Origin of the sequence: Shewanella sp. SM69, from assembly GCF_025653985.1 — a bacterium.
In the GTDB taxonomy this organism is placed as follows: domain Bacteria; phylum Pseudomonadota; class Gammaproteobacteria; order Enterobacterales; family Shewanellaceae; genus Shewanella; species Shewanella oncorhynchi.
Window position 1 is genome coordinate 1 of the sequence record NZ_JAKKRV010000015.1, and the last position, 12,504, is coordinate 12,504.

General features: G+C 46.2%; 16 protein-coding genes. 8 read left to right on the forward strand and 8 right to left on the reverse strand.

Annotation, left to right across the window (positions count from 1 at the left end):
• Positions 1-624 precede the first annotated feature (624 nt).
• Positions 625-1,293: a hypothetical protein gene (locus L5M37_RS17825; protein ID WP_263201435.1), complete on the reverse strand. Its 669-nt coding sequence runs from the start codon at positions 1,291-1,293 to the stop codon at positions 625-627.
• A 340-nt stretch (positions 1,294-1,633) separates the two neighbouring features.
• Between L5M37_RS17825 and L5M37_RS17830 the strand changes: the two genes are divergently transcribed.
• Complete coding sequence (locus L5M37_RS17830; protein WP_263201438.1) at positions 1,634-2,110, forward strand: GNAT family N-acetyltransferase; 477 nt, start codon at positions 1,634-1,636, stop codon at positions 2,108-2,110.
• Between the two features lie 51 nt (positions 2,111-2,161).
• Here L5M37_RS17830 and L5M37_RS17835 read toward each other — a convergent pair whose 3' ends face one another.
• Positions 2,162-3,349, reverse strand: coding sequence for a benzoate/H(+) symporter BenE family transporter (locus tag L5M37_RS17835; protein WP_263201440.1), 1,188 nt, complete (start codon positions 3,347-3,349; stop codon positions 2,162-2,164).
• Between the two features lie 164 nt (positions 3,350-3,513).
• On the opposite strand from L5M37_RS17835, the gene L5M37_RS17840 reads away from it, so the two are divergent.
• The 3 genes from L5M37_RS17840 (at position 3,514) to L5M37_RS17850 (ending at position 4,793) form a co-directional block, all read left to right on the forward strand.
• Positions 3,514-4,089, forward strand: a complete 576-nt coding sequence (locus L5M37_RS17840) for a helix-turn-helix domain-containing protein (protein ID WP_263140774.1) — start codon at positions 3,514-3,516, stop codon at positions 4,087-4,089.
• 119 nt (positions 4,090-4,208) lie between these two features.
• A complete protein-coding gene (locus L5M37_RS17845) occupies positions 4,209-4,532 on the forward strand; it encodes a rhodanese-like domain-containing protein (protein WP_105251132.1) in 324 nt (107 codons plus the stop codon).
• 75 nt (positions 4,533-4,607) lie between these two features.
• Positions 4,608-4,793 carry a hypothetical protein gene (locus L5M37_RS17850; RefSeq protein ID WP_263201441.1) on the forward strand — a complete coding sequence of 62 codons (186 nt, stop codon included), beginning with the start codon at positions 4,608-4,610 and terminating at the stop codon, positions 4,791-4,793.
• Positions 4,794-4,960: 167 nt separating this feature from the next.
• On the opposite strand, the gene azoR is transcribed toward L5M37_RS17850, so the two are convergent.
• From azoR to L5M37_RS17880, 6 genes are all read right to left on the reverse strand, one after another.
• The gene (azoR, locus tag L5M37_RS17855) at positions 4,961-5,557 is read right to left on the reverse strand and encodes an FMN-dependent NADH-azoreductase (protein WP_263201443.1); all 597 of its coding nucleotides are present in this window, start codon (positions 5,555-5,557) and stop codon (positions 4,961-4,963) included.
• Between the two features lie 181 nt (positions 5,558-5,738).
• The gene (locus tag L5M37_RS17860; protein ID WP_212600267.1) at positions 5,739-6,176 is read right to left on the reverse strand and encodes a thioesterase domain-containing protein; all 438 of its coding nucleotides are present in this window, start codon (positions 6,174-6,176) and stop codon (positions 5,739-5,741) included.
• A gap of 91 nt (positions 6,177-6,267) precedes the next feature.
• Entirely contained in the window at positions 6,268-6,705 is a 438-nt protein-coding gene (gene dtd, locus L5M37_RS17865; protein WP_131524019.1) for a D-aminoacyl-tRNA deacylase, read from the reverse strand.
• A 16-nt stretch (positions 6,706-6,721) separates the two neighbouring features.
• Positions 6,722-7,327, reverse strand: coding sequence for a hypothetical protein (locus L5M37_RS17870; protein WP_263201445.1), 606 nt, complete (start codon positions 7,325-7,327; stop codon positions 6,722-6,724).
• Positions 7,324-8,277, reverse strand: a complete 954-nt coding sequence (locus L5M37_RS17875; protein WP_263201446.1) for an alpha/beta fold hydrolase — start codon at positions 8,275-8,277, stop codon at positions 7,324-7,326. The genes L5M37_RS17870 and L5M37_RS17875 overlap by 4 nt, the downstream gene beginning before the upstream one ends.
• A gap of 35 nt (positions 8,278-8,312) precedes the next feature.
• A complete protein-coding gene (locus tag L5M37_RS17880; protein WP_212600263.1) occupies positions 8,313-9,284 on the reverse strand; it encodes a virulence factor BrkB family protein in 972 nt (323 codons plus the stop codon).
• Positions 9,285-9,365: 81 nt separating this feature from the next.
• On the opposite strand from L5M37_RS17880, the gene L5M37_RS17885 reads away from it, so the two are divergent.
• From L5M37_RS17885 to L5M37_RS17900, 4 genes are all read left to right on the forward strand, one after another.
• Positions 9,366-9,587 carry a hypothetical protein gene (locus tag L5M37_RS17885; protein ID WP_006079786.1) on the forward strand — a complete coding sequence of 74 codons (222 nt, stop codon included), beginning with the start codon at positions 9,366-9,368 and terminating at the stop codon, positions 9,585-9,587.
• A gap of 28 nt (positions 9,588-9,615) precedes the next feature.
• Entirely contained in the window at positions 9,616-10,269 is a 654-nt protein-coding gene (locus L5M37_RS17890) for a DUF2959 domain-containing protein (RefSeq protein WP_105251124.1), read from the forward strand.
• 266 nt (positions 10,270-10,535) lie between these two features.
• Positions 10,536-11,750 (forward strand): 4Fe-4S binding protein, encoded by a 1,215-nt coding sequence (locus tag L5M37_RS17895; RefSeq protein WP_263201448.1) that lies wholly within the window; start codon positions 10,536-10,538, stop codon positions 11,748-11,750.
• Between the two features lie 264 nt (positions 11,751-12,014).
• Complete coding sequence (locus tag L5M37_RS17900) at positions 12,015-12,431, forward strand: hypothetical protein (RefSeq protein ID WP_105251122.1); 417 nt, start codon at positions 12,015-12,017, stop codon at positions 12,429-12,431.
• Positions 12,432-12,504 lie beyond the last annotated feature (73 nt).

The window sequence follows — 12,504 nt, forward strand, 5'->3', positions numbered from 1 at the left end:
TAATAATTAATCAACCAGCAAGTTGCTATGACAATTGATTTGATGATGAGACAGTCAGACTGATCTTAATAATTAATCAACCAGCAAGTTGCTATGACAATTGATTTGATGATGAGACAGTCAGACTGATCTACTGAAAACCTTAGCTCGCCATAGGCTCATAATGAAGCCGCAAGGATGATAAGGACAGTAGAAGCAGATATCCATCAGGGCCAGAGGCATACCTCAATAACAGGCCGAATATATGGGTGCAATGAACTCTTCTCATAATCGCTATCGAATGTCTTGCAAACCGGATGGGTCCATATATGGCGAACTGGCAGTTAAACACGGATGTTGTTCAAGTCCATTCTTGGATGCTCGACCGCCCCGTCCATGGGCGGACGGTCGTCTCGCCAATCACTATGACCTACCTTTCGAGCATTAACGTAGCCTTTAAGTTCAAAAGACGAGAGCTAACATTTAACGATGGCATATTCAGCCAAATATTTAAAAAAATTCACAATAGATATCTTGTTAACCTCGAACGAAGTCAGTCCATCAATTTAAAAACAACATACTCAACAAGCCACTTTGCCGTAAATAGAACTACGGCATATGAGTAAAAGGCATTAGTTGACGGTTTTAGCTATGGACGTCTTCGTTAATGTTATTCTTATTTAGAACACTTGCGTAATATTTGCTGTACGCAACTAGAGCAGGATAGCTGTGTAACGTAATTTTGACCGCATCTGTAGTTCCAGCTTTATCTGTGGCTTTCCGCACGCCTTCATCGAGAAGGCGCCATGTTATCTTATAGCTTATGAATTCTTTAAGTGGGAATGCATGTGTGGAACCACTTTGAGTTATATTCTTTATCGGAAAGCCAGCGCTAATTGAAAATAACTCTTCATCGAAAGGTAGTTCAACGAATAACGTAGACTCCATAACTCGATAGCCACGCACAAAATCTAACTCAGATGGGGGCTCAATATCGGTAGCGAATTCAACTCCCTGATACAAGGCAAGAGCAGTTCCGTGTAAGGCTAAAGGATAACCATGATAAGTGGCGTTCCGCAGTGCTTTTAAAATATTTGTATATGCATTCCAGCCCTCAAATTCTCCTGCAGCCCAGTTATTTCCTGTTAGAGAGCGGAACTCCTTACGCATTGTTTCTGTTAGCTGCTGGCTTTTATATATGTACTGTTCAAATGCCTGTCGAAATCGAAAAGGGTACCTTCTAGAATTATTTATTTCGTAGTACAGCCGCTTCAGGTCCTCTGCAACTATTTGTGTTTTTAGAAGATTTCGCATACGTTTCCTTGCAGAAAATCGAACTTCCCGTTAAGTCCAAATAGACTAGAATTCAAACTTGTATGGGTAAATGATTTAAACATGGCAGTAAGTTATCACCGCCATCGAATCAGGTTTAACTATTTTACTACACAAGGAAACCGAGAAGATAACAGCATTTTTTACTGCAAAAATTTGACGATAGGTATCGAGCAAAATAAGGCAATCTAAAACTCCTCAGAGATGACTTAGCTAATGGCTTAGGATTTGCTTATCCACCATGGCGCATTGGCAAACAGACGACAAAGCGCGATGACGCCATTATGGATAAGCCACAATAATAGGGAGCACCCGATCTGCCATGAAATCCACCACAAGAGCCATGAAAATCACCTTAGATGACCTTAAAGGGCCTGAGATTGCGGCTTTACTGCAGGAACACCTCGACGATATGCGGGCAACCTCTCCGCCTGAAAGTGTTCACGCATTAGATCTTGACGGCCTGCGTCAGCCCAATATTCGCTTTTGGACCCTGTGGGATGGCAATAATTTAGCGGGCTGCGGTGCACTAAAATGGTTAGATGCCGAGCACGCGGAGATCAAATCCATGCGCACCGCGGCGCCCTATAAACAACAGGGCATAGCTTCTAAAATATTGCAGCACCTGATCAACGACGCTAAAGCTGCTGGCATTAAACGCCTGAGTCTAGAGACAGGTTCGATGGACTTCTTCAACCCCGCTCGCCTACTGTACTGCAAATTTGGTTTTGAAATCTGTGGCCCCTTCGAAGGCTACCAACTCGACCCCAATAGCGTGTTTATGACGAAGAGAATCTAAAACACATGCGCCTTAGTCTTTGAAATTCATCTCTAAGGCGCTTTGCTGCAGTTAAGTATTCGCTCGCTTAACTACTGATGCAGTTCTGTGCCCGTTCCACCAATGGATAATAAACCCAAGTAACAACCCCCAAAATGCACTGCCGATGCCCAGCACACTAAAACCCGATGCAGTGACCAAGAAAGTGATCACCGCTACTTCGCGATCTTCCGTTTTAGCTAATGCGGCAGTCAGGCTATTGGCGATAGTGCCAAGCAGTGCTAATCCGGCGATGGCCAGTACTAATTCCTTAGGGAAAGCGGAAAATAAGCCAACCACAGTGGCACCGAGTAACCCAGTGATAAAGTAAAATACCCCGCCCCACACCGCCGCCCAGTAACGGGTCGCGGGATTCGGGTCTGCTTCTTTACCCATACAAATCGCCGCTGTGATGGCGGATAAGTTAAAGGCAAAACCGCCAAAGGGCGCCAAAATGACCCCGATTAACCCTGTGCTCGTGATCAAAGGTGAAATGGGCGGCCTGTAGCCATTACCGTGCAGCGCAGCAACGCCCGGCATATTTTGCGAGGCCATAGTCACCACAAACAGCGGTAGCGCCACGCCAATCACACTCGCCAACGAAAACTCAGGTGTCGTCCACACCGGCATTGCCAGTTGCAACTGAACAGCATCTAGCTTGAGTAAATCTAATTGAAAACTCATGCCTATGCCCACCAACAAGGTCAGCAAGATGATGTAGCGCGGCGCAAAAGGCTTAACGACGACAAACACCAACAGCATGATTAATATGAGGCTCAGCTGGGTTTGCATCGCCTGAAATAGCCCTATCCCAAATTGCAGCAGGATCCCCGCTAACATGGCTGAAGCGACTGACTGCGGCATGATACGAATAAGTTTATCCATCCAGCCCGCCACCCCGCAAAGGGTAATTAATATCGAACTAACCAGAAACGCGCCTATGGCTTGGTTTACGCTCAACCCTGCAAGGCTGGTCACCATCAGCGCTGCGCCCGGTGTCGACCAAGCCGTAAGAATAGGATTCTTGTAGTAAAGCGATAACCCTATGCTGGTCACGCCCATGCCCACACCTAAAGCCCACAGCCATGAACTGATCTGTGCCGGTGTCGCACCCACAGCCTCCGCCGCTTGAAAGATGATCACAGCAGAGCTGCTATAACCCACTAATACCGCAATAAATCCCGCTGATATTTTTGATAAACTCCCTGCATCTCGCCACATATCCACTCCCTTTCTCTGCAATTGATGTCGCCATTACTTTGTGCGCTATAACTTATAAAATGAACAAGATAGCTTTTTGTGCGCTATAACGTACGAGATGGACAAGATAACACCTGTGCGTTATAACGTACAAACTAAATTTTCATAAAAATGATGGGGCCATTGTGCAAACGATAAACAGCTATCTCGCCAGCACGCTTAAAGCACTTCGCAACCAAAAGGGATGGAGTTTAGATAAAGCCGCTCAAGAGACGGGCGTTAGTAAGGCCATGATAGGACAAATCGAGCGCGGTGAATCAAGCCCAACCATTGCGACGCTGTGGAAAATTGCCAGTGGATTCAATATCTCGCTGTCGACCTTTCTCGAACCCACGCCCCAGAGCCAAGGCGCAGTATTCCGTAAGCCCGACGAGTTACGCCAACAACCCGCCACCGACGGCATGCTAGTCGCCTCACTCTTCCCCTTTGAAGAGCGCTTCGGTTTTGAGATGTTTGAACTCACCCTGCTGCCAAACTATGAGCGGCTTTCTGAGCCCCATGAAACGGGTGTCACTGAGCATGTCATTGTCTTGAGCGGTACTATGGAAGTGCTAGTTGATGGCGAATGGCAAACACTCAAGCAAGGTGAAGCAGTACGATTTTCGGCCGACAAACCCCATGGCTATCGCAATCTAAACGACCAAGCCGTGGTATTCCACGACATCATTCACTATCAACGAGCTAATGTGTCTAGCCTCTAACTACTTGTCTAGTGCCAGTAATGCCAAAAACCATTCACTGCCGATAATCTGCAGTGCTTGCACTCACCGATCCATTAGAATAAACTTATTGAAAATTCTCTAATGGTAGGGGCAATGCTATGTTTCAATCTTTACTGGCTAAGTTATCCGGCAGCCACTCGGGCGAAAAATGTTGGCAATTGATTGAGCAAGGCGCACGGGTGATTGATGTGCGTTCACCAGAGGAATTTGCCTCCGGTCATTTGCCCCAAGCCATTAATGTGCCGCTGCCAACACTCGACCAATGGTTACACCAAGTCGACAATAAACAGCATCCCTTCGTGCTCTATTGTGGCGCGGGTATTCGAGCGCAAAAAGGCTGCGACATTCTCAAGGCCAATGGCTTTAGCTGCGTGGTAAATGGCGGTTCGCTTAAAGATTTAGTCTGCTGCCAGCCGAGCTAATTTAAGCCTTGGTTGTGCGGCGCTAATCAGGCCAGTCTGTACATTGTGATGACTTAAATATCTGCGAGGTGGTGTATGCATAAAACAAATCATGCCAAAGCGTTACAGTTTGAAGCCACACAGGGTAACACTGCTGAAAAGCCGCTTGAAACTGAACACCATACACGCTTTAGCATCAGTCGTAATCGCGACCAAGCCAGCACTAAGGTGCGTTATGTTGAGACTAGCACCCTCACCAAAGGCTGCAGCCTTTGCGAATAAACAGCTTAGCGTGCCACTTAAACCTAGCCGCTCGAGTCTAGTTGCTCAAACCTAGCCACTTAAGCAAAGCGTGCTTAGCTTAAATGGACATACAAAAATGCCAGCCTATTAAGGGCTGGCATTTTTTATTCAGCTAAATCAAATGACTCAGCTAATCAACGGAACAATTAAGCCTGCAGCAGATCTATGCTGTGTTTCGCTTCGCCCATGCCTTTATCGTGTGCTTCAGGGCCCATATTCAGTGCTTCGGCGTAAACCACTTCAACATTGGTGATACCCATAAAGCCTAAAACCGTTTTCAAGTAAGGTACAACGTGATCTGTTGGGCCATCTTTATGAGCGCCGCCACGGGTCGTCACTAACACAGCGCGTTTACCTTCCACTAATCCTTTTGGACCCGTTTCAGTATAAGTAAAAGTCACACCGGCACGGGCGACAAAATCGATCCAGTTTTTAAGTTGAACCGGAATAGTAAAGTTGTACATAGGTGCAGCGATAACAATCGTATCGTTCGCTTTTAATTCAGCGACTAAGGTATCTGATAAGGCGAGCATTTCTTGCTGACGTGCCGATAATTCTGCACCACCGCGTAACCCAGAAGCGATTTCACCGTCTACCATAGGCAGTACGTCTTTACCGCCTAAATCACGCACTGTAATAACGGCGCCTTGGGTTTCCCAGTGACTCGCTAAGTGGTCAATTAACACGGCAGATTGTGAATAACCGCCAAGAATGCTTGATTTTAAAATTAAGACTTTAGACATAATCTGCTCCGAAAATAGGTAAATGACTCAGAGTCAGATGGAATATCTCAACTCTATGGCGCTAGTGTATTAGCCCATAAAAAAGAAATAAAGCGGATAAAATCTGAGATTAGCTTCGATTTTTTAGAAAGGTTATACGTCATCTTCGACGTACAGATACACTAAGCCACTTTCGATGCATTCATACTTTCGACGTACTAACATACAGGCCTTCAAAAACCGCACACAGTGAATCCATACAATACAATTGCACTTCCAGCTTCACCTTAACCCTGCGCCCCCTTTGTAACGGGCTGAGATCCACATCTGGCCATTGTACTTTTACCACAGGGTCACAAGTCACAGGAGCAAGATAACGAATATGGGCATCGGCGAGCACAATATCACCCGCCACGCCCACTAACTGTTGATTTAGCCACACGGCACCCCAGCCCGTTAAGGTCATCAAGGTATAAATACTGCCCGCAAACATGGTCTGATGCAGATTAATATTGGGCATCATCGGCGCTGTGACTCGAAATTCTCCCTCGCTGTAATCGAGTGGCATTATCTGCATAAACTCGCTAACGGGGATCGTACTGTGCCAAGTCTGGCGTAATTTAATGAGTAATTGATCCATGTGCATTCCCTTAATACTCCCTCTTGGTACAAGCGACACTGATTATGCCTAGCCCCCCATCACCTAGACCCCTAGATAAACATCACGGAAGCTACACCTGCAGATTAAAGGTCACTGGGCCATCATTGACTAAGGACACTTGCATATCGGCGCCGAACTGTCCTGTTTCTGTGTGAACGCCCTTAGCGCGGCAGAATGCGACAAACTCTTCATACAAGCCTAAGGCTTGTTCCGGCGTACCCGCCCCTGAAAAACTCGGCCTCAAGCCTCGGCCTGTATCAGCGGCCAAGGTAAATTGTGACACGACTAATAAAGACCCGCCGACTTGTTCTAGATTGAGATTCATCTTGCCATTTTCATCGGAAAAAACGCGATAACTCATGACTTTAGTCGCCAACTTTTCCATCTTCTCGCGGGTATCTTCTTGCTCGACACCGAGCAGAACCAACAAGCCTTTATTGATTTCACCTAGGGTTTGGTTATCAACCACCACACTGGCGCGACTCACTCTTTGAATTAAAGCAATCACAACTTTTCCTTTTAGATTAAGGCTTAACGGGAACCATTTGCGGCATTAGCGGTAGCGGGCGGATATATTGCTCTACGCCATCAGGCAAAGATTGTACGACCTGCGCTAAGCCGCCGTTCGTCCACAGCATAAAGCGACGTAATTCTTCTATTTCAATACGGTCGGCAAAGGTCACTGTACCTTGCACTTGAATCACTGCGCCTTGGTCCAACAACACAAACTTGGCAAAATTAAGCTTCTGATTCAAGGTGCCAATCACGGCAGGCAACTCTTGACTAGCCTGCAATTGCGGGTGCACAGCATAGAAGCGATTCATTAAAATACGGTCAATACCCGCTGAATTGATACTCGGCTCAAGCAAGAATTGGTTATTGCCAAACTGCACAGCAACTTTAGTCGGCGCAACTTGGGTGGCCAGATAATTTGCGTTAATCAGCGCTTGGTACAAGCGATCAGCGGCAGTTTCATTGGTCAACCCACCGAGTTCAACAACTTTGGGCGCGACAGGGGCACTCACGACCTCCTGAGTCGCCACTGGGTCAATCGCGCTGGTTTGCGGGGGCGCCGTAGCGGCACACGCGGTTAATCCGAGTAAACTGGCACTGATGAGCAATGTTTTCATTGTATTTCCCTTTGATGTATCCACGACCACATAGCATGGATTTCTGCTGTAACCGCCAAAAACAAAGACTCACTATTGAGCATATGTCCGCCATCGACAACAGATTGAATTGTAATAGCATGCTCCAACCCAGCCAAAAAATCGCGTAATAGCGTCGCTGGGCAAATCGCATCCTGCATTCCTTGCAATAACACACTACGCGCCTTCACTCTAGGCGTCACGCGCTGTAACACATTCATGGCATTGAAGTAATTATGTCGAGCAAAGTGTAACTCGATATTGGCTAATGCTAATACGGATTCGGGTAACAGCCTTGGTAGCACTAACCTCGCCCCCGCAAGCTGCAACTCCCACTGTACCCAACGCCGCGCAAAATGGTATCGCACATTTTCATCTGCCGATGCCAAACCTTGATGGTACGAATCCAGCAGTTCAGTCAGCGATAACTGAACCGGAAAAATGTCATTGAAGAGTCGATAAGCAGCAGGTTGCAATTTTGCCGCGCCGTCAGCACCATAGAGCCAGTCGAGACCTTCTTTGGATGGAATAAATAACGCCCACAGTACCTGTGCAATCACCCGCTCTGGGAATAATCCGCTGTAAATTAAGCCTAATGTGGCCCCAAAAGAGCCTCCGACTAAACACCAACGCTCAATACCCAATGCAAGGCGAATCGCCTCAATATCGCTAATCAAACCAGTAAAATTGTTATTTGCTAAATCGCCAAAGGGTAAAGATTGCCCAGACCCGCGTTGATCTAAAAGCAAAATCCAATATTGATCGCCATTAAATAAAGCTAAATCACCGATATCACAACCCGCTCCTGGACCGCCGTGCAAATACAGCAGCGGGATACCTTGTGGATTACCGTATTGCGCCAGATGCAATTGCTGACCATTGCCAACGTTAAACCAGTCGCGACGGATAAAAGATGGGAAGGATTCAGGCATTCAGTGTCATCGCCATTAATAATCCTCTAATGGGGTCATTCAGATTTAGCCACCGCCTTGAGTGCCGTCACCTCAGCCGAAGTTAACACCGCAGCGGAATTATCTTGGGAGGCATTTTCTAGGGGCTTAGCATTCAGAGCGGTTTCGTCATCATCTGAGCTCGACTCATAATCTAAATATTCAGGCATCGCGGCGGTAATTTCCGCGCCGAGTAATACTATCATCCACGATAAATACACCCAGACAAAGATAATGGGGATCACGGCTAAAGCACCATAAATCGCTTCATAACTCGGAAACTGAGTGACATACAAAGCAAAGGCTTTTTTGCCTAACTCAAACAAGATTGCGGCAACAATCGCCCCTAATAGTGCATGTAGAAACTTCACTTTTTGATTAGGCACCACCATATACAACAGCAAGAATGCCGCAACTGAGAACAGCATGGGCAAACGCTCAAGAAACACGGGCACCACACCCGACAACTGACCGTCAAAGACCTTCAGTGACACCACGTAGGAAGTGGCGACCAAACTGGCCCCCACCAATACCGGGCCCAAAGTGATGACCATCCAATACATAGAAAAAGCCACCACCACTGAACGCTTCTCTTTAGTACGCCAAATGTTATTGAGCGATTTATCAATGGCGGAAATTAGCAAAATGGCAACCACAACTAAGGCCGCAATCCCAACCGCAGTCCCCTTAGAGGCATTGGCCACAAACTCATTGATATACACTTGCACAGTATCGCCAGCGGCGGGTAAAAAATTCTGATAAACGAAACCTTCTATCTGTCCACGTATCCCCTTAAATACCGGAAAAGCTGACAGCATAGACATAGTCACCGCCACCATAGGCACGAGTGACAACAGTGTGACATAGGCTAAATGTCCGGCGCGAATATTGATTTGATCTTCAACTAAACGCCGTCTCAAATGCAGCAGGAAGTGCCAGATCCCGAGGAATAAGGCGCGAATTTGTGCCAGTTCTATCTTCTTAGTCACGGGTTTCTCTTGATTCTGTTGGTATAGACTCGTTATCTTCGTACAATAAACACTTAATTTACAAGTCTAAGGAGTGCATTGATGTCTCAACAAGGATCTGCAGGTAACGTTATTTCCGCTATTGCTAGCCTATTTTTTCCTGGGCTAGGCCAATTATTGCAAGGCAGAATAATGGCCGCACTGTTATTTTTCATTATCACAGTGGTGGGTTATGCCCTCTGGTGGCTGATTGTGCCCGCGGTAATAGGTGCTATCTTTCATCTGTGGAGTATTATCGATGCGGCGCGATTTAAAGCCGATTAATTAATTTCATTCAGCGACGGAACACCCAATGAAAAGACTGATAGCTTCAGGGCTGATTGCCACAAGTCTCCTGCTTAGTGGTTGCCAGAGTGCCTACTACGGCGCAATGGAAAAGGTCGGTTACCATAAACGCGATATTATGGTCGACAGAGTTAAAGATGCGAAAAAATCCCAACAGGATGCTCAAAAAGAGTTCAGCTCAGCCCTAGAAGAAATGCAAGCGCTGCTCAATTACAGTGATGGCAACTTAGAAAAAGCCTATAGCAGAGCCAAAGATGAATACGAATCGGCTCAAAGTGCCGCCGACAACGTCAGCAACCGCATCAATAAAGTCGAAGATGTAGCCGAAGCACTGTTCGATGAGTGGCAAAATGAAATTAGCGAGATCAGTAAAGCTAATCTACGCCGCAACAGTGAAGCTAAACTCAAAGAAACGCGCCGCGCCTATGAACAATTGATCAAAAGTATGCGCCGTGCCGAGTCAAAAATGCCGCCGATACTCACCGCCATGAAAGACAATATGCTGTATCTCAAGCATAACTTGAACGCCCAAGCCATTGGTGCGATTAAAAGCGAATTTGCGAGTCTGCAAACCGATATTTCGGCCCTGATTAAAGAGATGAACACCTCGATTAACGAATCGAGCAAATTTATCGAAGCACTCGAAAAATCAAAAAATTAATCCAAATGCCCCACTGAATTCCTAAGCCCTAGCAAAATAAATTGCTGGGGCTTTTTATTCTTTGTGTGACCTGGCCCTCTGTCCCTGCAAGCCATACTTTATTTGTGCAAGACTAAAACACTTAGCTTTGTGAGCTATGGCGCGCTTTAATTGATTGATAGCGCGAATCTTAGATCTGACGCACAATTTCACTTATTACTCAAAAACTTATCCTCAGTTCACCACTCAGAGCCTGTACTTGTAACTTATTAGCTGTATTCATCACTATGACTTTTATCGAATCACTCACGCTGATGTTGGCACTCATGTATCTCGCCTCCCTCAGCTATTGGAGCGGCCAGAAATGGGGCGCGGTCGCCACACTGTTGCTCAGTATCGGTGCGGTGGCAATGAGTCTTTATTGGCCACTGGCTCTCGGGCTTCTTATTGCACTACCACTGATGCTACTTGGGCATAAATTTGCGCCTGATGCACTCAAGGGTGAAATTAAAATCAATACCCTTCGTGAAGGGACTCAACATGTCTTAGCGCTATCGCTCTTGCTGGTTGCCATACAATACACAATCAATACCGTACTGCTTAAGCAAGGAATCACGCCTTGGCTAATGCGCCCAGACGTAGTCGATGCCTTTTTACCGATTGCGGGTGGCATTGAGCTTAAAGCCATTATCAGCCTCAATTTGTGGGATCAAACCCATCCTGCGGCAGCAGTCATGCTAGCGGCGGTATTACTCACAGGTTTACTCTGCAAGCGGGCATTTTGCGGTTGGGCTTGCCCATTAGGTCTGGCAGGGGAATATCTGTATTCCTTTAGAAAACGCTTTATTAAATCAGAGCTTACACCACCCGCTTGGCTAGATTGGCCACTGCGAATATTGAAATATCTATTACTCCTAGCACTTTGCTACATAGTCATTGGTATGCCAGCACAATCCATCCCCCATTATCTTGAAGGTAATTATCATAAGATTGCCGACTTGAAGATGGCATTGTTCTTCCTAACACCCAGCCTAATCACGCTACTGGTATTTGCGCTGATCCTCGCTTTAGCTGCATGGCGTCGTCAGGGATTCTGCCGTTACTTGTGTCCCTATGGTGCTATGCTTGGGATCTTAAGCTTTGCAAGCCCATTAAAAATTCGCCGCAATACCCAGCACTGCCTTATCGAAGCAAAAGGGATGAAATGCGACAAGTGCACCCGCGCTTGCCCAGCAAACATCATAGTGCACACTAAAACCACGGTTCGCAGTGACGAGTGCCAAGCCTGCATGCGCTGTGTCGCAGCTTGCCCTAAATCCGCCGCCCTCGGCCTTGGACTGAAATCCGGCCACAGACTCGGTCATAAGGGATTGCTCGCATTAGTGCTTATCGCATTATTTATCCTACCGCTGGGCGCTTACTTAGCAGGTTTCTGGCATAGCCAAACACCAGACAACATCCGCATGGAATTGATCCAAGTGATTAATAGAATTGGGCACTAGAACACCTAAAATGACACATATGATGGGATCCAATTGCGATGGAATAAAACACTAACGAAATTGAAAAACAGCAGCAGATAAGACTAGAAAACCTCAAAATGGAAACCTTTAGGTACAACTAAAGGTTGACCCACTTAGTAGGAATAATCTGAAAGGATTAAAATAAAATCATATAGAACAGATGCTTAATTGACACGAAATCTAATTACTGGTCTAATTCGCGCGCATTTAATAAAGGAATGTATTAACCAAAGGAATTATTGTGTGAAAAAATCATTATTGATCGCTCTTACTGCTCTGCCATTATTTGCTTATGCTGGCCCATTCGATTCAATCGTTAAATCAGCAACTCAATCTGTCACTGACACAGTGAATGATACGGCAACCAATGCGTTAGACAGCGCAACGAATGAAGCGATTAAAAATACATTCGGCATTAAAGAAGGCTCAACCAAGCAAACAATCACTGAAAAATTAGGTGCGCCTGCTAGCACTTATAATGAAGCGGATCTAGAAGTTTGGGCCTATGATCTTAGTGCGTTAAATGCAGCTTCTCCAATGCTGGCAGAAACCACTAAGACTTTGCTCAAAGATAATGAAGTCGCTCAGAAAAATGTGACTATCAGCTTCAAAGGTGAAAGTGTCAATGCGGTAAAATTGGCAGATAAAGCTAAGTCATAAGCTTGACGCTCACTCGATAGGGCTCTAAGTCCTATCGAGTATCCCGACGTCCTCGGCCGCACCACAGCGAGAT